Origin of the sequence: Anaerotruncus massiliensis (ex Togo et al. 2026) (genome assembly GCF_900199635.1) — a bacterium.
GTDB classification, from domain to species: Bacteria; Bacillota; Clostridia; order Oscillospirales; family Ruminococcaceae; genus Anaerotruncus; species Anaerotruncus massiliensis.
Genome location: NZ_LT962687.1, coordinates 1,697,254 through 1,718,345, shown reverse-complemented (window position 1 = coordinate 1,718,345; position 21,092 = coordinate 1,697,254). Strand labels below are relative to the sequence as shown.

The 21,092-nt window shown below is 61.5% G+C and carries 18 protein-coding genes; 8 read left to right on the top strand and 10 right to left on the bottom strand.

Annotation, left to right across the window (positions count from 1 at the left end; translation table 11 throughout):
* Positions 1–183: 183 nt before the first annotated feature.
* From C1A13_RS08570 to C1A13_RS08555, 4 genes are read left to right on the top strand one after another with little or no spacing between them, the layout of a single operon-like run.
* Complete coding sequence (locus C1A13_RS08570; RefSeq protein WP_146021708.1) at positions 184–813, top strand: hypothetical protein; 630 nt, start codon at positions 184–186, stop codon at positions 811–813.
* Between the two features lie 13 nt (positions 814–826).
* On the top strand, positions 827–2,065 hold the full coding sequence (locus C1A13_RS08565) for a hypothetical protein (RefSeq protein WP_101551063.1): 1,239 nt from the start codon (positions 827–829) through the stop codon (positions 2,063–2,065).
* Positions 2,065–2,880, top strand: a complete 816-nt coding sequence (locus tag C1A13_RS08560; protein ID WP_101551061.1) for a hypothetical protein — start codon at positions 2,065–2,067, stop codon at positions 2,878–2,880. The genes C1A13_RS08565 and C1A13_RS08560 overlap by 1 nt, the downstream gene beginning before the upstream one ends.
* On the top strand, positions 2,877–3,461 hold the full coding sequence (locus tag C1A13_RS08555) for a M23 family metallopeptidase (RefSeq protein WP_101551059.1): 585 nt from the start codon (positions 2,877–2,879) through the stop codon (positions 3,459–3,461). The genes C1A13_RS08560 and C1A13_RS08555 overlap by 4 nt, the downstream gene beginning before the upstream one ends.
* 336 nt (positions 3,462–3,797) lie before the next feature.
* Here the strand turns inward: C1A13_RS08555 and C1A13_RS14645 are convergent, their stop codons facing one another.
* The 8 genes from C1A13_RS14645 to C1A13_RS08520 form a co-directional block, all read right to left on the bottom strand.
* Entirely contained in the window at positions 3,798–4,010 is a 213-nt protein-coding gene (locus C1A13_RS14645; RefSeq protein WP_146021707.1) for a hypothetical protein, read from the bottom strand.
* Between the two features lie 16 nt (positions 4,011–4,026).
* On the bottom strand, positions 4,027–4,941 hold the full coding sequence (locus C1A13_RS08550; RefSeq protein ID WP_101551057.1) for a hypothetical protein: 915 nt from the start codon (positions 4,939–4,941) through the stop codon (positions 4,027–4,029).
* On the bottom strand, positions 4,941–5,498 hold the full coding sequence (locus C1A13_RS08545) for a response regulator (protein ID WP_101551055.1): 558 nt from the start codon (positions 5,496–5,498) through the stop codon (positions 4,941–4,943). Before C1A13_RS08545 ends, C1A13_RS08550 begins: the two co-directional genes overlap by 1 nt.
* 208 nt (positions 5,499–5,706) lie before the next feature.
* Positions 5,707–8,286 (bottom strand): ABC transporter permease, encoded by a 2,580-nt coding sequence (locus tag C1A13_RS08540; protein WP_101551054.1) that lies wholly within the window; start codon positions 8,284–8,286, stop codon positions 5,707–5,709.
* Positions 8,283–8,966 carry an ABC transporter ATP-binding protein gene (locus tag C1A13_RS08535; RefSeq protein WP_101551052.1) on the bottom strand — a complete coding sequence of 228 codons (684 nt, stop codon included), beginning with the start codon at positions 8,964–8,966 and terminating at the stop codon, positions 8,283–8,285. The genes C1A13_RS08540 and C1A13_RS08535 overlap by 4 nt, the downstream gene beginning before the upstream one ends.
* 82 nt (positions 8,967–9,048) lie before the next feature.
* A complete protein-coding gene (locus tag C1A13_RS08530) occupies positions 9,049–10,038 on the bottom strand; it encodes a sensor histidine kinase (RefSeq protein ID WP_101551051.1) in 990 nt (329 codons plus the stop codon).
* Positions 10,025–10,711, bottom strand: coding sequence for a response regulator transcription factor (locus C1A13_RS08525; RefSeq protein ID WP_101551048.1), 687 nt, complete (start codon positions 10,709–10,711; stop codon positions 10,025–10,027). Before C1A13_RS08525 ends, C1A13_RS08530 begins: the two co-directional genes overlap by 14 nt.
* A 229-nt stretch (positions 10,712–10,940) precedes the next feature.
* Positions 10,941–11,819, bottom strand: coding sequence for an aldose 1-epimerase family protein (locus tag C1A13_RS08520; protein WP_101551046.1), 879 nt, complete (start codon positions 11,817–11,819; stop codon positions 10,941–10,943).
* A gap of 175 nt (positions 11,820–11,994) precedes the next feature.
* On the opposite strand from C1A13_RS08520, the gene pepT reads away from it, so the two are divergent.
* Entirely contained in the window at positions 11,995–13,221 is a 1,227-nt protein-coding gene (gene pepT / locus C1A13_RS08515; RefSeq protein WP_101551044.1) for a peptidase T, read from the top strand.
* A 67-nt stretch (positions 13,222–13,288) separates the two neighbouring features.
* On the opposite strand, the gene C1A13_RS08510 is transcribed toward pepT, so the two are convergent.
* Positions 13,289–13,846 carry a TetR/AcrR family transcriptional regulator gene (locus C1A13_RS08510; protein WP_101551042.1) on the bottom strand — a complete coding sequence of 186 codons (558 nt, stop codon included), beginning with the start codon at positions 13,844–13,846 and terminating at the stop codon, positions 13,289–13,291.
* Between the two features lie 183 nt (positions 13,847–14,029).
* Here C1A13_RS08510 and C1A13_RS08505 point away from each other — a divergent pair, with 183 nt between their 5' ends.
* The 3 genes from C1A13_RS08505 to C1A13_RS08495 all read left to right on the top strand — a co-directional run bounded on the left by C1A13_RS08505 (position 14,030) and on the right by C1A13_RS08495 (position 20,044).
* The gene (locus C1A13_RS08505) at positions 14,030–14,821 is read left to right on the top strand and encodes an SGNH/GDSL hydrolase family protein (RefSeq protein ID WP_172439222.1); all 792 of its coding nucleotides are present in this window, start codon (positions 14,030–14,032) and stop codon (positions 14,819–14,821) included.
* Positions 14,822–14,901: 80 nt separating this feature from the next.
* Positions 14,902–16,689: an SGNH/GDSL hydrolase family protein gene (locus tag C1A13_RS08500; RefSeq protein ID WP_101551038.1), complete on the top strand. Its 1,788-nt coding sequence runs from the start codon at positions 14,902–14,904 to the stop codon at positions 16,687–16,689.
* Positions 16,690–16,816: 127 nt separating this feature from the next.
* Positions 16,817–20,044, top strand: coding sequence for a thioester reductase domain-containing protein (locus tag C1A13_RS08495; RefSeq protein WP_172439221.1), 3,228 nt, complete (start codon positions 16,817–16,819; stop codon positions 20,042–20,044).
* A gap of 93 nt (positions 20,045–20,137) precedes the next feature.
* On the opposite strand, the gene C1A13_RS08490 is transcribed toward C1A13_RS08495, so the two are convergent.
* Positions 20,138–21,088: a DUF4097 family beta strand repeat-containing protein gene (locus C1A13_RS08490; RefSeq protein ID WP_101551035.1), complete on the bottom strand. Its 951-nt coding sequence runs from the start codon at positions 21,086–21,088 to the stop codon at positions 20,138–20,140.
* Positions 21,089–21,092: the final 4 nt, after the last annotated feature.

The window sequence follows — 21,092 nt, the reverse complement described above, 5'->3', positions numbered from 1 at the left end:
CCGGGGCCTTCCGCTCCGGGTTCTTTTAATTTAACGAGGTTTTAAAATGGTGTCAATTTATTGACAAAGTTTATATTTTTTGGAAAAAATTTGACAAATAAGTTCATAATTGACAAAACATGGAGACCAAATTACGATAAAGGTACCGATGGGCCCACCGGAAATGAGATAAGGAGGCATTTTTTGAGTATGGTCGTGATTTGCCTAGATACAGTGGTAAAAGATAAAGAAGTCTCAAAAGAAGACTTCTGCAAACAGTGGGACGATCTGATGAACATGGCGAAAACGCAGACTGGGACTTTCGAGGTGCAGCTCAAGAGCGATAAATTATCCGTCAGCCTGGAGATTGACCCCAAGACCCTTTATGTCGTAAGCAAAAACGCGGCGATATCATACAGTATAATCCCCGTGGACACTGAAGTGAAAATTACCATGATTAACTTGATAGACGCCATTAACAACTTGATTAAAAACGGGGAGCACGCAGATAAGAAATGCAAAGCGCTTGCGGTTTTCACCGTCAGCGAGGCCGCGCGCTTCTCACTGCTCAGAAGTGTTTTGTATTGGACGACACAGGGCGTGGAATTCTCTTGGAACAAGATCCTTCCGCTGCTCCGCCTGTGGGAAAAAATCCGCGAAGAATCAGGAATTACAGAAGTGACCACTCCAATCAGCGTAACAAATTTGGAAGACTACATAAAAAAGCAGGCGGCGGGAACCGGCGGCAGTCAGCTCCAGAATTATAAGAATGCCGAAAGCGCATTCGACTATATCCAAAGTATCATCGAACCGATGTTGTCCTCCCCCTGTTGAAAGGAGCGTAAATATGGCTGAAAAAAGCATCCTGCAGTCGCTGCAGGAGAATTCGTCCGCCGACGTCATGAACGTCATCTACGACAACGTCAACAGGCTGCTGGGGGCGGGGAACCAGCTCTTTGTCATGGAATTCCCGGCCCGCCCGCTCAACGCCCACACCTATGAATACAACACCGACGACTGCTACAGCACCCTGACAAAGCCCTACCCGGTGCAGGAGGCGGAATTTCTGCTCAGCGACCAGCTCTTCGACGTCTCGCCCGTGGTGCAGGGGCCGAACGGGGAACGCCTCTCCACCGTTTTCAACACGGTGATCAACAACTATGTGCCGCGGCTGGAAGCGCTGAGGAGCTTCGTCCACGACCAGAAGAACCTGCGCGAATGGCTGATGACCCCCGTGGAGGACGAGGTGCGCGGCGAGCGCAAAACCCTCTCCCGCATGGCGATGGCCAGAGAACTCTACGACGAGTTCCTCGAGCGGCGCAACGAGTGGTACAGCGTCAAAAATCAAACCTATGAGGAGTACAAAGCGCGGGACGATTTGGATGGCTACGCGCGGTGGCTTTCCTCCGAGGGGCTGGTCCAGGAGGAGATCGTCAGCAACTTTTACAACGACGCCGTGGTGCGCGGGCACTACCACGAGGTGCTTACCATTCTGGGCTTCCTCAATGTCTCATCGCCTTCTGAAGCGCTGGAAAGCACAAAACAGAAGATGCGCTCCAGCCTGCGCCGCTCTCTGGACGGATCCACGGACGTTTATCCGGTACAGTTTCAGCCCAGCGACTGGTTCAGGGCGTTGCGTCCCAACCTGAGTCCCAAGGACCTGACCATGGCCACCGACAGCCTCGTCGCGGATTACCGCGCCAAGCAGAAGCACCTGCGCAGCCTTAAAGAGCAGCTGGGCGAACAAACTGTCGTTGAGGTGCCTCCGGAGGAACAGGAACGGTTACAAAACGAGATCAGAACCTGCGAGCATCGGCTTTCCGAATCCCAGCAGCAGCTGATCGCCCAGTACGGCGAGGGGGCGGTCTCAGCAATCAAAGCGGTCGTCAGCGTCTACAAGGAAGCGGTGGATCCAATCTCCAAGGCCCGGACAGTGATCGAACAGATCCAAAAGGCGGGCGAGGGAAACCTGAGCCCCACCGAGAGCCGCATTTACGGGCTTATCGAAGGGATTGCCGGGGAGGTGGTGAACGGGGTCCTCAAATCCTGTCAGGCGCAGGAAACCAGGTGCCGGACGCATCCCTGATGACGGCGACAGATGGGGCGGCGGACGAGAACTTCATGGACGTCGTCATTAAGAGCGACGAAACGGGCAGTTTTTCCAGCAGCGGCAGCTCCTCCAGCGCCAGCCAGAGCAGCTGGAGCGTGGGCGGCTGGTTCTGGTCCGCCAGCGCTTCGCACTCCCAGCAGAGCGCGGAGGAACACCAGAAAAAACTGGACATGAACAAAAAACTTGAGATTGGTTTTCGGATTAAGAAAGTTACATTTGACCGGGGAGGCTGGTTTAATCCCACCCTCTTTAAGCTCAGCGATCATTATTTCCGTCTGGCGGACATCCGGGTTAGCAGCGGCCTGACCAAGGATCAGATCCGCGCGATAAGCGCCTCGGGGCAGAATGTGGCCGGCCGTCTGCGATCGCTGGTCACTTATGACGCCGTGGTGGACGGCGCGAACAAGCAGCTCGATTATGTGCTGCCCGCTTTCCCCACCGGCTTTGTGGTCGCCAAGGACGTTACCATCCGGATCCAATCGAGCAAGGAGGAATCCGAGTCCAGCCGGCAGTATATGGAAAACCACGAGGCCAGCGGGGGCGGCATCTTTGGTTTCCGCCATAACTCATCCAATTCCAGCAGGAGCCAGAGCGAATCGGCCTATTTTGGCAGTTCGGCCAATTATTTCTATATCCGCATCCCCGGACCGCAGATTTTAGGCTGGTTTCTCGAACTCACGCCGGCGGATAACGCCTCCCCATACCGCGAGCTGGATCCCAACCTCTATTCTGACGCGTTGGAGGCCCTTGCACCTAAAGAGCCCATCCCGGAAAGCGAGGGGACGCTTTGAGCCAGAAATTGATTCTGCCGATCAATCAGGCGCTGCTCACCGCGAGCATGAAGACGCAGGCATATCTGGACAGATTCCATTTCGTCCACTATGGCGTGGACCTGGTGAGCAGCCGAGGGGAGCGGACCGTCTACGCCTCGGGGGAGGGGACGGTTTTGGATACCGGGACGGATTCGGTGGTGGGAAACGTCGTCGCCGTTGTGTATCCCCAAGCGCAGGGGCGTGACGGCGGGAGCGTCGATCTCGTCCTGCGGTATTTCCATCTGGAGCGTATCCTTGTGAAAAAAGGGAATGCTGTCAACAAGGACACGCAGATTGGCCGCTATGGCAACACCGGGTCGTTGAAGATGGCCCCCCACCTGCACCTGGAAGCCGACGCGGATACCGCGCACCCTCTTTTCAGCCCCACCGTCCTGCGCTCCAGCTTTCTCCATGGGCGGTCGGCAGGTGCAAACGATGAGACGATCCGCAATCCGATCGACTGGCTGTTCTGCAAGCAGAGCCCGCCCGACTGCCAAAGCTACCGTACCGCCGGGGATGAGTACATCCGTCCCGAGGACCTGGAAATCGGGATGGTGTAGACCGTGCTGGCCTTCGTCCGGCAGCTCTTTGCCGAACCTATTTTGAGCGGATAAAGCAGGGCGCCGCCCCCCAAGGTACCAGCTTGGGGGATCGGCGCCCTGTATTGCTATGCCTGATTCTGATGACTCCTAAGCCCATTCCATGTTTCCGCTATGCAAGCCATATCCTGCATAAACAGCATCTGTTTAACCCGTTAATCAGCCAGTTGATCAAGCCGTCTTCCAGATACGCCTTCTCAGGAACCTCTGTGTGCGCCGCCCCTTCATATTCCGTAACTTGGATATCGGCGTTGCGTTCTGTCAGGGCCGCCGCGCAGTTTATGGTGGACTGAGGGGTTACCACCGTGGCCGATGTACCCGTTCCAGCATGCGAAGCAATCCCGTGTCTTTAACATATTCAAAAATCTGGTACTCGTTCGCTCCATCCACCGGCTGCCAGGAGAGCTCGATCGCGCCAGGGGATACGGCTGCTGCCGTTACAACAGGCGCCGCCAGGGTTGCAAGCTCCACCTTTTGTTCCGGTTCTTTGCCATGCAGCACCTGGATCACACGGAATCCCACGTCCTCATATCCGGACGATTTCTTCCATTTCAGAGATGATTTTCTCACCGCCCGGCTTGCCCGCGGCCTCGCCCCGCAGTACGGACAGCTTTTCTTCTTTTCTCGCGAGAACAGCGTTGTAATTCTTGATGACAACGTCCCGCAGATTCAGATAATTTTCTTCTGTCGGGCTTTTCTGATACAGCGAAATCAGTTGTTTCGTTTCTTCTGTGAGTTCCGGTTGTTCCTTTTCGATCAACGCGCTTTTTTCATACGATGCGCATGCTGTCAGTGCAACTGAGAAAAACAGGCATATGGTCATACACGCTGCCAACAGGTAGGAAATCCGTTTCTTCTTCATTGCGGGTAGCCTCCTTTTCATGGCGAGCCGCAACTCCTCCAATTCCAACAGCGGGAAAGACTGCGCAATCTCCTCAAAACCGCCGCCTCCGATCCGCTCGGACTCCCGGCAAAGCCGCTGAAGCGGCCGTGTAATGCCGCGGGCGGTGATCCAAAGCGCCGCAAGGGCCAGCAGGGCAAAGAGCGAGGAAATGACGAGCACCAGGACCGACGCATCCCGGACCCAGCCGCCGATCTCGGAAATCGGGCAGTAGGTGATCAGATATTTTACCAGCATGGACCCGCTCGGTACTCCATAGAAGCAGACCAGGTAGTCGCCGCCATCCGCCGTTTCCAGTGGAACCGCCTCGCCTGCTAAGGGAAGCGCTGGACCGGATGTATTGGGCACAGGCGTTGGAGAGCGGCGTGAGCGCTTCGCGCTCCTGTTCGTCGCGGCATAGACCACCCGCATCCGGGATTGAAAAACCAGAATGTTGGCGCTGCCGCCTATTTTCTTTACCAATGGGCTGACGCTTCGCAGAAAAACGGCGGCCTGCTCCGAAAGATCGTCATCCGGGCTCTTATCGAAGCTGGATTCCATCAGCGGCAGCGGCTCACCACAGAGCGTGGAGGTGCGGAACGCGGGCGAGAGACAGAGCGGCCCGAAGTGAAGCTCCTGGAGAGGGCCGGCAGCGGACGGCGCTTTCTTTGCCCTTCGCAGCAGCGCGTACCCGCGCCACCAGTTCGAGCGGCAAAAACGGCTTCGCCCTGGCGCAGTTGGGAACAGAGGCTCAACCCGTCTACGCCGGGCATCATGATGTCGAGGATCACCAAATCGGGCATCGACTGCCGGCAGGCAGCCTGCAGGGCGGCCCCGTCCGGGAATGTCCTGACCGCAAAACCCTCCTCCGTAAGGAAGGTTTCAATCAGGTCGCGGATCTTTTTTTCGTCATCCGCAAGGGAGATGGTCTGCGGTATAAAAAGCACCCCTTTAAATACCGATGCTCTTATCATAAAGCATTCCGGGAAAATGGTAAAGGGCTGACACACTTCTGCCACAGGTTTCCCGTCGCAATGCCAACGGGGTTGGGTTATGATGGAGGTGAAAAATCGGACGCGGAAAGGACGCGAAATGGGGCGGCGCAGTCGCATATCCATTCGAGCGTCCCGCTCCGGACAAACGATTTCAGGAGCAGGTCAGGTGATCCATATGGAAAAAAGAACCGATATCCCGGTGCTTCTTACAATTCCACAAAAGTCCGCAACGGTTTCGTTGCGGACTTTTTTGTAGTGTTCGGCCCATTTTTCGGGGCGGAAGATTAAATCGGGGGGACGGCAGAAGCCGTCCCCCGATTTTCGCATCCGTTTAGGTTATGTCGTCCCGGAGCGCGTCGATGATGTTTTCCTTTTTGATTTTGCCGACGGCATAAGCCATCGTTACGAATATGACCAGCAGCACGCTGAACACGCTGATCCCGATGCTCGTCCACGGCAGCGTAAACTTCACGCGGTCCACGACCATCACCTTGTGGATGAGCCAGGAGGACACCGCCGCCAGGGGAAGCCCGAAAAGCAGGGCCTTCGCGCCGTAGAACACGCACTCAAACCGCATCATTCTGTTGAAATCCCGGTCGGACATCCCCACGGAGCGGAGCATGGCGAGCTCCCGCCTGCGCAGCTTGATGTTCGTGGAAATCGTGTTGAACACATTGGCGACCGCGATCAGCGAGATCATGATGATGAACGTATAGGCGAACATGTTGGCGACGAAGATGTAGCTCCGGTTTTCCTCGAGCATTTCGGAGGCGTTGAGCAGCAGATAGGGGACCGTCAACCCCTCCGCCCGGATGATCTCCTTCATTTCAGCCGCCGACCGGGACGGGTTTTCCGATTGAAAGGTCAGGCCCTTGACCCTGACGTCCACCGGGTCGCCGGAGGGAATGAACGCCTCCTTGAGCGACCAGGGGGCCATCACCTGGAAAACATACGGCTGCTGCGGGGAGGCCCCCATCACCGGGGGCGTATCCGGAGGAACGAATTCCACAAAGGTAAGGCTTACCTCCCGCCCGAGCTCCGTCTTCGGCGTCCCGCCCGACAGGGGAATGATGGTTACGTCCGCGGCGGGAGCGGCGAACAGGCCGCGAAGCTGGCTTAAGGATTCCGCACGTCGGTCCTGCATCTTCGCGACGGCGATGAGCCTGGCGTTTTCCCCTGCGTATTCTTCGGCCGGCAGGCCCAGCCCGCGGATGATTTCCAGGTAGGCGTCGTCGTCGAGGAATTGGAGCTCCATCGGCAGCTTCACCGGTTCCCCCGCGGGATCCACCCCCGCATATTCCCGGTAATCGTCCGAGAGGATGCCGGCCGGGACGGTACAGGCGTATTCCACCACCGACTGGCAGGTGCTCCGGGTGACGCCCCCGGCGGTTTCGAGGCTGTCATAGAGCCGCAGCAATTCTCCGTCGTCCAGCTCCTGCGCGCCGAAGCCCACGTCGTAGTCGGTGACCACTTTCGCGTCTTCCGACATCCGCTTCAAGTCGGCGACAAGGGCGCTCGTTGAGATAAACAGCACGACGCTCAGGATGAGCGACATCACGATGCTGCGGTACCGCTTTTTGTTCCGCTTGAAATTCTTCAGCGCAAGGGTGCCCTCCAAACCGCAGACACGCTCCGCCAGCCTCGACGTTTTCACCGCCCGGGATTCCATTTTGACTTCGTTCGTCTGGCGGATGCACTCCATCACCGGCGTGTTAGAGGCCCTCCTGGCCGGGATATAGGCCGAAATCAGGATCGTGACGAGGCTGACCGCTGCCGCGCCGGCAATCGCGAGGGCGGACACATGCATGGTCAGGGGAATCTCGGTGTGGAAGATATCCCCGAACTGACGGGAGGCGGAGGAGATCACAAGCCCGATCCCGCCGAGCCCCACAAGAACGCCGGCCGGGATGCCGACCGCGCCGATGCAGAGCCCCTCGAAGAGCACCGAATTCCGCAGCTGTTTCGCCGTGGCGCCCACGGAGGCGAGGATCCCGATCTGCCGGGTACGCTCGTTCAGGGAGATGCTGAAGGCATTGTAAATGAGAAAGATCGAGCCGACCATGATGATCACGACCACGATGCACCCGAACGAAAAGAGCAAGGCGTTGAAGATTCTGTCGCCCGGGTCGTTTGAGAGGCCCAGCATGCGCAGGACATGGTGGTTCAGGATGTACGGACGGCCGTCCGCCGCGCCGCGCAGGTAGGCGTGCACCCGGCGCGGATTCTTCAGCTTGACGAAGAGGGCGGAGCTGTCCGCGCCTTCCGCCGCGTCCGTCCGCGTGATTAGGGTGTACCCCGGCGCGGAATCCGGCTCAAAGGCGGGCGTCCCGCAGATACCGACCACCGTGTAGGTCTTTTCGCCCCGCGGCTGAAGCGTTTCCGTCCCTGCCTCGTATGGGTCGCCCTGTCCGAGCGCCGCGCCGTCCAGCACGCGGCTTCCCACCGCGAGGGAGAGTGTGTCGCCCGGCGCGCAGGAGACGCCGCCGTCCGTCGAGGCATTCCCTGAAACGAGGACCTCCCCGCTGTTTTCGGGAAGCCTGCCGGACAGCAGGGTCAAGGGCAGCGCGTCGAAGGTCTCCGCGTTGAAACCGGCGATGAAAAGGTACGGCCTGTTTGGGTTTTTGCCGCCTTCCAGCGCCGCGTAACCGATGTTTTCAAAGGACACGGTCTCCAGAACGTCCCGGTCGAGCGCCCGTTCCCGCGCAAAGGAGGGGTCGGCGTCCAGAAACGCCAAATGCCAGCCGCCGTATCTCTGGGCCGCGCCCTTTGCCATATAGTCCAGCAGGGAGACGCCGAAGGTGGAGACGGCCGTAATCATGGCGGCGGACAGGATCACGCCGATGATGGTGACGGCCGTGCGCGTGCGGTTCTTTTTCAGCCCCTGGAGGGCGACTTTATGCAAGATATTCATGGCCGCACCCGCTCGTCTCTCACGACCCTGCCGTCCGATATGCCGATGATGCGGTCCGCCTGCAGGGCGATGTTTTCGTCATGCGTGACGAGGAGCAGGGTCTGCCCGTACTTCCGGTTGCTCTCCTTCAGCAGCTTGACGATCTCATGCCCGTTCCGGCTGTCCAGACTGCCCGTGGGTTCGTCGGCCAGCATGACCGCCGGGGCGTTCATCAGGGCGCGCCCGATGGCGACGCGCTGCTGCTGCCCGCCGGAAAGCTGGTTGGGCAGGTGGGACCTGCGGTCCTGCAGGCCGAGCAGGCGCAGCAGGTCCTCCAGACGTTCCCCGTTGACCCGGCGCCGGTCCATCAGGATCGGCAGGGTGATGTTCTCCACCACGTTCAGGGTGGGGATGAGATTGTGGAACTGGTAGATCAGCCCGACCTGCCGCCTGCGGAAGACCGCCAGTTTTTCGTTGTTCTGGGCGTAGACGTCCTGCCCGTCCAGATAGACCTTGCCGCCGGTGGGCACGTCCACGCCGCCGACGATGTGGAGCAGCGTGGATTTGCCCGAGCCGGAGGGGCCGATGATGGCGGCGAACTCCCCCTTTTCAACGGTCAGCGAAACGTGATCAAGCGCAACGACGCGGTTCGCGTCCTTTCCGTAGACCTTGCACAGGTCTTCGATCCTTAAAAGCTCCATGATGGGAGCCTCCTTTCCCATGGCTTACCCATATCATAGAACATTTGGCTGACATCCCGGTGACTTTCGGGTGAGAGATCCGTCACTTTGGGAAACGGATCGAAAAGACCGCGCCCCCCTGCGGATGGTTCCCGGCGGTCACCGTCCCGCCCTGCCGCGTGATGATCGTCTTGCAGAGGGCCAGCCCGATCCCGCAGCCCGCGGCGTTTGTGCCTTTCCCGCGGTAAAACCTGTCGAAGAGGCGGGGCAGCTCCTCCCGCTCGAAGCCCGCGCCGCTGTCGCGGATGACGATTCCGGCATACAGGGGGTTATCCTCGCAGACGACCTCGATCTTCCCGTGGTCGCCCGCGCTTTCCATGCAGTTTTTGAGGATGTTCCGGAGCGCTTCCGAAAGCCACCCGGCGTCGCCCCAAATTTCGATCCCTTCCGGCGCGTCGACCCGCAGGGAGACGTCATGCAGCTCCATGGGGATTTGGAGCGGACGGAGCGCGGCGTCGACAAGGCTAGCCACGTCGACCCGTTCGCTTTGGAAAACCACGATGCCCGCGTCCAGCCGGGACAGTTTGAGCAGGGAGGTGAGCAGCCAGTCCATCTGCGTAAGCAGCTCCTCCGCTTCCCGCAGCAGCGCCTTGCGTCCGCCCGCGTCCGGCTGGTTCGCCAACAGGGAGAGCACCAGGTTCAGGGATGTGAGCGGGGTACGGAGCTGGTGGGCGATGTCCGCCAGCGAATCGGCAAGGTGCGCCTTCTCCTGCTTCAGCGCGTCGTTCTGCTCCCGGAGCCGCAGCGTCATTTTCGTGACCTCGCTTTGCAGGATCGACAGCTCGCCCTCGTCCGATCCGCCGATGAAGATCCGGTCGGCATGGTGGAGCACAAGGTCGATCTGCTCTGAGACCTCCGCGATCTGTTGATAGCGGGCGCGGGTAAACGCGTAGAACGCCGCCCCAAAGGCCGCGGAAGAGAGGAGGGAGAGGATTCCGGCCGCCGGGCGGATAAGAAAGCCGATCACGGCGGCCGTCACGGCGACCGCGGCAAACAAAACAGCGAACCGCCGGACCTCCCTATTCCGAAACATGGCTGCCTCCCAGGCGGTATCCCGTCCCGCGGACGGTCAGGATGATCCGCGGGTTGGCGGGGTCGTCCTCGATCTTTTCGCGCAGGCGCTTGATGTAGACGGTCAGGGTGTTGTCGTTGACGAACTCGCCGGCGGCGTCCCACAGCTCGTCCAGCAGGCGGTCCCGCGTGAGGATGCTTTGGGGGTTGTTGACAAACACCAGCAGCAGGCGGTATTCCAGCGCGGATAGGAAAATTTCCCGACCCTCTTTTTTCACGACGCCGCTGGACGGGTCGACCCGGAGCCCGCACACATTGAACGCGGCGGGGGAGCGCCCGGTTTTCCGCAGGGCCGTTTTGATCCGCGCGACCAGTTCGCGCGGGCGGAACGGCTTGGTGATATAGTCGTCCGCGCCCATGTTCAGCCCGGTGACCACGCTCGCCTCATCCCCGGAGGCCGTCAGAAAGATGACGGGGATCTCCCGCGCCGCCTTGATCTCCGTGTAAACCGTGAAACCGTTCCCGTCGGGCAGGGAAATATCGATGAGCGCCAGGTCGAACGGGTCCCCGGCGAGCGCGGTGAGGGCTTCCTCACGCGTGGGAGCGTGGATGACCGAAAAGCCCTCCGAGCGGAGCAAAAGCGTCAGGTTTTTTGCGATCGCCCGGTCGTCCTCGACCAGAAAAATGTTCGGCATGGGTTATCCTCCTGTCTGCGCCCGGCAGTAGTGTCATGTTCATTATGCGGCATCGGTATTGGAAAGTCAAAGCGTATCCTGCATATTTTCCTGATTGTTCCCTCAAATGGACCGCGAAATTACGCGTTAAGGCGGACAATGACGTGGGAGGCGGCATTCGGCCAATCGAGAAGAGCCGCGCGGACGAATTCGTCCGCGCGGCTCTTCTTTCACAGGGGCCTCCGGCCGGTCACACGCCGGCGGTGAGAATGTGGGTGCACGACCAGCTTTCTCCGGGCGCGAGGGTGGTGAGGCAGGGGCGTTCGGAGAACGCGTGCCCCAGGTCCGCCCGCCCGGGCAGGCCGTGCCACGGCTCGATGCAGAGAAAGCCCGGAATGCCCGGCTTGCTCCAGAGCAGCGTATAGGGGTACCCCTCGCAGGAAATGCGCAGATACCGGCCCGTTTCCGCTTCCTCGAGCTGGACCCAGGAGGAGCGCAGGCCCTTCATGCAGATGCTGTCGTCGTCGAAGAGCCCGGGTGTGAGCGGGACGGCGGACTGGCCGGGGAAGACGGGGGTCTCCTCGCCGGTGGCGAGCCCGTTTTCGTCGCAGCGGACCCGCAGGGGGGATTCCTCCCGCTCAAAGCGCACGAGGTAGTCGGTCGCGGCCTTTCCCGGCGTGAAGGGGCAGCGCAGCGCGGTGTGGAAGCCGAGCTGGAAGGGCATCGGGCGGCTGTCCTCGTTCTGGACGCGGCAGACGGTCACGACGGAATCCCCCTCCAGCCGGTGGGTGGTCTCGAGCGAAAACTTCCACGGCCAGAGGGCGAGGGTCTCTCCGTTCCAGCCGAGGCGGAAGGTGAGGAAATCCGGCCCCGAGGCGGACAGCATATGCTCCATGTCGCGGGCGAAGCCGTGGGACCCCGCCTCATAGCGGCGGCCGCCCTCCTCGAAATAGTTGTCCCGCATGCGGCCGCACCAGGGGAAGCAGAGCGGCGCGTGCCGCCCCCAGACCGCCGGGTCCGCGCTCCACAGCAGCTCGCCGGGCCCGCCCGCCTTGCGCAGCGAGCAGAGCTCCGCGCCGTGTGTGTCGGCTTCAAGGGTCAAACTGCCGTTTTCAATCTGATGTCTCATAAGAACCCCTCTTTCCCATCCTGTTTCATGCCTTGGAACGCCAATTGTCTGCGCTTATTATAGCCGATGGACGGGGAAAATGCAATTTGCGCGGGAGCGCCTCTGCGCCCGGGAATTGAATCCCGGGCGCTTTTGTGTTATCCTTGTTGGGAAGTACTGACAGGAGGAATCACAAATGCAGGTCAAGGATCGGTTTTTGAAATATGTCTCTTATGACACCCAGTCGGACGACGACAACCTCGCCGCGCCGAGTACGGAAAAGCAGCTTGTGCTGGCCAACGAGCTCGTGCGGGAGATGCGGGAGATGGGGATCACCGACGCGGCGGTCGATGGAAACGGCATCGTGACGGGCACGGTCCCGGGCAATGCGCCGGACGCGCCGGTGCTCGGGCTGATCGCTCATTATGATACGTCGCCCGCGCTTACCGGCACGGATGTGAAGCCGCGCGTCATCGAGGGCTACGACGGCTCGGACATCCCGCTCAACGCCGAGCGCGGGATCGTGATGAAGGTCTCCGAGTTCGGGATGCTCCGCGACGCGGTGGGGGAGGACCTCATTGTGACCGACGGAAACACGCTGCTCGGTGCGGACGACAAGGCGGGCGTGGCGGAGATCATGACCGCCGCCGAACGGCTGCTCGCGGACCCGGGCCGTCCGCACGGGACTATCCGCCTCGGCTTCACCCCCGACGAGGAGGTCGGCCGGGGGGCCGACCACTTCGACGTGGCGGTGTTCGGCGCGGACTACGCCTACACCGTCGACGGCGGCCCGGTGGGGGAACTGGAATTTGAAAACTTCAACGCCGCGACCGCGAAGGTAACGGTGACGGGGCAGGGCATCCACCCGGGCGACGCGAAGGACCGGATGATCAACGCCAGCCGGGTGGCGGTCGAGTTCCAGTCGATGCTGCCCGAGCGCCAGACGCCCGAGAACACCGAGGGATACGAGGGCTTCATCCACCTGATGCGGTTTGACGGCGGGGTGGAGAAAGCGAGGCTCGCATACATCCTGCGTGACCACGACGCCGAAAAGCTGGAGGAGAAAAAGCGCGTGATGCGCGCGGCGGGCGAGTTCATCAATGGGAAATACGGGAAAAAGCTCGTTTCGGTCGAGCTGGTCGACGAGTACCGCAACATGAAGGAGCAGATCCTGCCCCATTTCCACCTGATCGACAACGCGCGCCGCGCAATGGAGGAGGTGGGGATCGAACCGAACGTGATCCCCATCCGCGGCGGCACCGACGGGGCGCGGCTCTCCTACATGGGGCTGCCCTGCCCGAACCTCGGCACGGGCGGGCAGTGCTTCCACGGGCGGTACGAGCACATCACCGTCCAGTCGCTCGAGCGCAACGTGGAGCTGCTCATGAAGATCGCGGAGATCTACGCGAAGCGGCCGGGCTGACCGCAAATGATGCCTGATACCGGGAAAAGACCGCCGGCGGAACTTCCGCCGGCGGTCTTTCTGCGTCTCAGAGGCTTAAAAATTGGTCCACCAGGACCTCCATCAGCAGGTCCTCGGCGGGCGCCTGGTCGAAAAGCGCCGACTGCATGATGGCGCTCTCAAAGAAAAAGAGGAGGCTCGCGGCCGATTTTTCCGGGTTCGGGACGGCTTTGGCGCCCCGCTTCAGGCGGGAGGCCAGCGCATTAAAAAGCAGCGCGCGCTCCCCGGCGACCAGCTCCTTAACCTCGGGCATCGAGAGGGAGAGGGAATAGAGCATCATGACGAAGCGGTTCCGGTCGCAGCTGCCGACCAGCTCGTGCAGCTGCTCCCGCTTTCCCGCCTCGTCCCGCGCGAGGTAGAGCTCGTCGATATCATTGCGGATGGATTCGAAGAGCATGCGCGCCACCAGCATGAGGATTTCGTCCTTGCTCTTGAAATAGTGGTGGATCAGCCCGGCCGCCATGTCGGCGCGCTGCGCGATGTCCTTGACGGAGGTGGATTCGTAGGAACCCTTTTCCAGCATGCAGGCCTGCAGCGCGCGCCCGATCTGGATGCGGCGCTGCTCGGCGATTGATTGTCTTCCCATGGACTACTCTCCTAAATTTTTTTATAAATCAGAGATTTTTTTATTGACATTCCTCAAACGGTGTGCTTATAATATAAAATAGATTGGTTGGTTAGTCAACAAATAAATTTTATTCCGATTTCATTATACCATGATTTCAAAACGATGCAATCGATTTTGGGCCGTAAAATAGGAGATGGGAAAATGAAGCTGCTGGTTGGAATTCTCATCCTGGGACTGGTGATCGGAGCGGTTGTCTGGATTCGCCTGGCCGGGCCCTTCCGGGCCGGGAACCACCGCAGGTACAGCCTCGGCGGGGTAAAGCGGGGAGCGCCCAACGCGCTGACGGGCAGGACCGTCCTCTGCCTCGGCTCGTCGGTGACCCGCGGACTGGCGGCCGGGAACGTCTCCTTCGCGGACTATATCGCCCGCCGCAGCGGCTGCAATTTCATCAAGGAGGCGGTATCCGCCTCGACGCTGGCGGGCCGCGGCCGGCGGTCGTACATCGCGCGCCTCGAGCGCCATCCCGCGGTAAACCGTGGGATCGACTGCTTCCTCTGCCAGCTGTCGACCAACGACGCCACCTTTAAAAGCGATCCCGGGGAGGTGAGCGACTCCTTCGACATCGCCTCGTTCGACACCGGGACGACGGTCGGCGCGATGGAATACATCATCGCCTTCGCGAAAAAGACCTGGGACTGCCCGGTCGTCTTTTTCACCGGGACGAAGTACGACAACCCCCGCTACCACCGGCTGGTCAATCTGCTGCTCGAGCTGCGGGACAAGTGGGGGATCGAAGTGATCGACCTGTGGCACAACCGCGAAATGAACCGGGTCAGCCCGGATGATTATAAATTCTACATGAACGATGGCGTCCACCCCACCAAGGCCGGCTATTTGGAGTGGTGGACGCCGGTGATTGAGGAAAACCTGTGCAGGATTTTGGAGGAATGGAACGAACGAAAGGGGCTGTGTGAGCCGACGCCGGGTCCCTGAAGGACCCGGCTGCTTCGCAGGAGATTTCATCATTTCAAAACAGCGGCTGCTGTCAGAAACAGCAACAGGAGGAGGATATCATGTTAAACTTTTGGCGCGCGATTTTTTATTCGGATTTGCTTGCCCCGGTCTTTAAAGCCGTCGCGACCGCGCTGGGCGTGACCCCGCAGGTCTGCAAGGAGTACTGCACCAGCGGCGTCATGATGTACGGCCTGCAATTCACGATCATCGTTTTGATCGTGATCGCCGCGATCGTCCTGATCCGGCTGTTCGGCCTGCTCAACCCCGGCAACCTCCCGAAGTATAACCCCGGAAACATGGACCAGGTCAAAAACAGCCCTCTCAAGGGCAAGCGGTTCATCTTCCTCGGCTCTTCCGTGACCAAGGGCTTCGCGTCCTTTGGGAAGTCCTTCGTGGATATGGTCGCCGCCCGCAACGGCGCCGTCTGCGTCAAGGAGGCCGTCTCCGGCACGACGCTGGTCGACAACGGCCCCAAATCCTACATAAGCCGCCTGAAAATCATCGACGCCAAGACCCCCTGCGACGTGTTCGTTTGCCAGCTTTCCACCAACGACGCGACCAAAAAGCTGCCGCTCGGCAAACTTTCCGCGGGCACCGGGCTGGCGGATTTCGACACGAAGACCGTCTATGGCGCGATCGAGTACATCATCGCCTATGCGAAGGAGACCTGGGACTGCCCGGTCGTCTTCTACACCAATCCCTTCTATGCCGATGAGAAATACGCCGCGATGGTCTCCGCGCTGAAGGAGATCGCCGGAAAATGGGAGATCTCCGTGATTGACTTCTGGAACGACGGCGAGATTTCCGAGCTCTGCAAAAAGGGCAGCTACCGCAACGATCAGATCCATCCCACCAAGAAGGGCTATCAGGCGATGACCCCCACCGTTGAGGCCGCGCTGGCCTGCGTCCTGACCGGCAAGGCGGTGCCCGCACCCAAGAAGAGCGGCGCGCTCTCCGGGGAGGCGCTCAAAAAGAAGGTCAACGGCAGGCGCGTCAAAAAGATCGTCCTCCGCGTTCTCGCGGTGATCCTGGCGATCCTGATCGTGGTCGGCGCCAGCACGGTGCAGCAGCTTGTCACCGTCACCGGCATGAAGAACGAGGGCAACAGCGACAAGTACGTCCCCGAGGTGCAGGCCGCCAACCCCGACAGCCCCATCAAGGGCAAGACTCTCCTGTGGCTCGGTTCCTCCGTGTTCCAGGGCTTCGGCGCGGGCAAGACCTCTCCCGCCGCGTGGATCGACGCGATCGACGGCACCAACTCGATCGTCGAGGTCAAGGGCGGCACCCTGCTCGCCGGCGTGGAGGCCTCGATCGGCAGCGGGCTCGGCAGCGTCTCCTCGTCCGATTCCTACCTGCCCCGCCTGATGAACCACACCGCGGAGACCGACCCGGTCGTGGACCTCGTGGTGGTCCAGCTCTCCACCAACGACTCCAAGGGCCAGTGCGAGACGGGCGAGGTCAGCGCGAGCTTCGACATGGACGACTTTGAGCTCACCACAACGGTCGGCGCGCTGGAAGCCATCACCGCCTACTCCAAGGAGACGTGGGGCGCGCCCGTCCTGGTCATCACCGGCACCCAGTTCGAGGATGAAATGACCTACTCCGGCGGACAGAACAAGGACATCTACCAGCTGATGATCGAGCGGTGCCACGAGCTCGACGAAAAGTGGGGAGACGAATTCTCCGTCCTCGACCTGTGGCACAACGACGTCATGTATGAGAACGTCGTGACGGGCGACACCCTCTGGCGCTCCTACATGAGCGACGCCATCCATCCCACCAAGAAGGGCTACCTCGAGTGGTGGGGACCCTACGTTGAGGAACGTCTGTTTGAGCTTCTCGGCTGATTCATCGTTCAACCCGACACTTCCATAGCCCAGCGCTGACGAGCGCCGCAAACAGGGGTCTGATGAGCGGGCCCCTGTTTGCGTGAGGCAAAAATACGGACATCCCGATAGTGGAAAGGAAATGCCTATGCAGGGAATCCTGGAAAAACTGCGGCGTGACGCGCGGGAAAACCCCAACCGCGCCGTCTACAATTTTTTGGACTGCGAAACCGAGCCGTTCGGGCAGAACGTTGTGACGATGGGACAGCTCCATGCCCGCGCCACGGACATCGCCGCCGACCTCAAGCGCAAGGGCGCGAAGCGGGGGGACCGCGCGATCATCCTGTCGATGCAGGACGCGGGGACAGTCTACGCGATCTTTGGCTGCATGCTGGCGGGCGTGGTGTTCACGGTGATTCCGCCGCCCATCGACGCGGGCAAGTTCGCGCGCTTCGTCTCGGTGCTCAAGTCGTGCGGGCCGCGCTTTCTCATCTCCAACGAGGGGATGGAGCGATCCTCCGACACGAAGGTGACGGCCCCGCTGCTGCGGAAGGCCTTCTTCCAGGCGGTGGCCCTCAGACGCGTCTATACCGACCGGACGGAGCGGTACGAGGGCCCCGAGATCTTCTGCGGCTACGGCGCGGACGATCTCGTCTATCTGCAGTACACCTCCGGGTCCACCTCCGAGCCAAAGGGCGTGATGGTCTCCTACGGGAACCTGACCGCCTGCATCGACCAGTGCCGGGAGCTCTTCGACTTCACCGTGGGCAACCACAACATTGCCTCCTGGGTGCCCTTCTACCACAACATCGGGCTGATCGCCGCCCTCTTCATCCCGCTGATCCCCGACCACGGAGTCTCCTACCTGATCCCGACGCTGCAGTTTCTGGCGAAACCGACCGTCTGGCTGAAGGTGCTCTCCGACTTCCGGGTCAACATCACGGCGGCACCCAACTCCGCCTATGACGTCTGCACCCGGCTGATCGGTGAAGAGGACGCGAAAAACTACGACCTCTCCCACGTCACCCACCTCGTCAACGGCTCCGAGTTCGTCAACCTGCGCACGGTCGAAAAGTTCTGCGGCCTCTTCCGCATCAGCCCCGACGCCTTTGCGCCCGGTTACGGGCTGTCGGAGTGCGTCTGCATCGCCACGCTGGCGAGCGGCGAATTCCGGTCGGTGGAGATCGACCGGGAGGGGTACGCAAAGGGACGCTTTGCCCCGGTGCCGTCGGATGGAAAGGCGATCGTCGGCGTGGGGCGCGTGCCCTCCGGGATGCGGATCGTCGCGGTGCGCGCGGACGGGTCCCCCTGCGGGCCGGACGAGATCGGCGAAATCTGCCTGAGCGGGGAAAACGTCTGCGGCGGCTACTGGAAAAACCCGGAGGAGACAAAGCGGTTTGAAGCGGAGATCCCCGGGTACCCGGGCCGCTTTTACCGGACGGGGGACATGGGCGCGCTCTACGGCGGGCAGCTCTACCTGACCGGCCGCATCAAGGAGATGATCGTGGTCAGCGGGAAGAACATCTACCCCAGCGACATCACGCTGCTGCTGCACGAGCAGGGGCTCGCCCCCGCCGTCGACGCGGTGGGCGTCTTTTCGGTGGAGTCGGAGGGCGGCGAGCGGCCGGTGCTCTGCGCGGAATGCGGCGGGGAGACGGACTTCCGTTCCCTCGCGGCGGAGATCAACCGCGCCGTGGCCGGGTCGTTCGGGTTCTCCTTCCACGACACGGTGTTTGTGGAGGCGGGCTCCCTCCCGCGCACCGACAACCGCAAGATCAAGACCCACGCCATCAAGGAGGCGTATGAGGCGGGCGGGCTGAAAATCCTTTACAGCACCCGCCGGAGCGGCGCGGAGCAGAAACCGCCCGCGCCCCGGCCGAAGGCTGCTTCTGCGGACGCGTCGGAGGAGGAGCTGCGGACGGTGGTGCGCGCGGCCTTCCGCCGCGCGGCGCCGGGCGTCGGGTTTTCCGACGAGGACAGCTTCCTCGAGATCGGCGGCGACTCGCTCCAGATGATGGAGCTGCTCTGCGGGCTCGAGCGGGATCTCGGCATCTCCATCGACCTGCGCGAGATGGCCGCCGCCCCGACGGTGGCGGGCATCGCCGGTTACCTCCGCCGGGTGCGCACGGGCGAGGGGCCGGGGGAGAAGCCCGACCTGCGAAAGGAGTGCGCGCTGGACGAATCGATCCGCCCCGAGGCCCCCTACACGACGCCTCCGGAGGAATGCCGCAGCATCTTCCTGACCGGTTCGACGGGCTTTCTCGGCGCGTACCTCATCCGCTCGATCCTTGAGCGGCGGGCGGGGAGCGACCCGGTCGTCTACTGCCATGTGCGGGCGAAGGACCCTGCCGCCGGGCTGGAGCGGATCGTCGCCAACATGAAGGATTTCTGTTGCTGGAAGGAGGACTACCGCGACCACATCGTCCCGGTCACGGGGGATTTGAACCTGCCCAACCTCGGGCTGGACAAATTCACCTACCGGCGGCTCGCGGATGAAATCGGGCTGGTGATCCACAACGGGGCGCTGCTGAACTTCGTCTATCCCTACCGGCAGATGAAGCGGACGAACGTCACCGGAACGGCGGAATGCCTGCGGTTCGCCTGTACGGGCAGGCCGAAGTACTTCCACTACATCTCCTCCTACAGCGTCTACGACACGCCCGGCCAGTTCGGGAAAACCGTGGCGGAGGACGATCCGCTCCTTTCGCCCGAGGGGTATTTCCTCGGCTATTCCGAGACGAAATGGGTCGCGGAAAAGCTCGTGGGCATCGCGCGCGAAAGGGGTCTGCGCGCCGCCGTCTACCGCCCCGGTGACATCACCGGGACGCTCCGGGACGGCGTCTGGAAGCTGGAGGACATGATCAGCCGGTCGATCGTCGGCTGCATCCAGATGGGCGCGGTCCCCGACATCGACGTGAACCTCCACCTGACGCCGGTGGACTACGTCAGCGACGCGGTCGTGGCGATCGCCTTCCAGAGCGGCTCCGACGGCAGGGCGTACAACATCATCAATCAAAACCTCATGCCGATGAACCAGGTGGGCCGGCTGATGCGCAGGGCCGGCTACCGGGTCGAGACCCTCCCGTACGACGAGTGGTGCGTCCGGCTGGCCGCCTGCCCGGCGGAGGAGAACGTGCTGCGGATCCTCTCCTGCCTCTTCACCGACCGGCGCGCCGAAGGGGAGAGCCTCGTCGACCGGTTCGGGAAGCGCCAGCCGCGCTTCCGGACGGACAACGCCGACCGGATGCTGCGGGGGACCGACGTCTCCTGCCCGCCGGTCGACGCCGCCCTGCTCAAAAGCTACCTGAACTATTTCCGCCGGTGCGGATACATCGGCGCGCCCGCGGTGCGCGCGCTTCCGGTCTGGAAGCGCTGACGGCGGCGGGACTTTCGTCCAGCTCCCGCGATGAATGATCTTTTTGAAAAAACGCCCGGCGCGCAGTCATGCGCGCCGGGCGTTTTGCCGTGGTCATCCGCGGAGGATGGAGATGTCGCCGCTGATGGTATCGAAGGAGAAGCGGGCGCTGCCGTCCTTGTAGACGCGGTGGCCCTTGTCGCCGGTCGTCGGGAAGTCGGAGGAAAAGTCTCCGCTGACCCGGTCGTAATCGGCGGTGAAGCCGTCGTTTTCGGGGATCGTGATGTGGACGCTCCCGCTGACCGAGGAGCCTTCGATCCGCTCGGGGCAGATCGCCGAGCCGGCCCGGAAGGAGCCGGAGATGGTGTCGTACTGAATCTTGCCAAAGGAGCCTTCAAGCTGCACCGGGCCGCTGACGCTGTCGGTCTCCGCACTGCCGGCGGTGAGGCCGGAGGAGCGGACGCTCCCGCTGACGGTGTCGAGCTCGAAGCTGCGGCAGCTGGTGTCGGTGATATCGGTGCTTCCGGAGACGCTGTCGATTTCGAGCTTGTCGGCGGTGATCCCGGAGACCTGGATGGAGGCGGAGGCGACGGAGATTTCCGCCTCATCCATCCGCGCCGCGAGGGATTCCGGGACCAAAACCTCCAGGGTTTTGACGGGGGAATTGGCGGAGCGGAAGACGCTTTGGCGGGGTGCGCAGAACTGGATGACGAGGGTGCGGTCCTTGAGATAGTGGCGCATCCGCATGCTGTCGTCGACCTGCCCGCGGATGGTTTCGTCGAAGGCGAGCTCGCTGCCCTCGTAGGACCGGACGGTCACCCCGCCCGAGACCCAGTTGATTTCGATGCTGTCGACCTGGTCGGCGGGGAAGCTGCCGCCTCCGGCGGTATAGCGCCCGGCGTCCGGGTAGGAAAAGCCGCTGCCCGAAAAGCCGACGCCGGAAAAGCCGAACGGCAGGGGGCGGCCCAAAAGTTCGCCGCCCGAAAGCCCGACGGCGAGGATGCAGGTCAAAAGCACGACGACCATCGACCAGAGAATGATCCGGATGACTGCTGACGTTTTCATATCC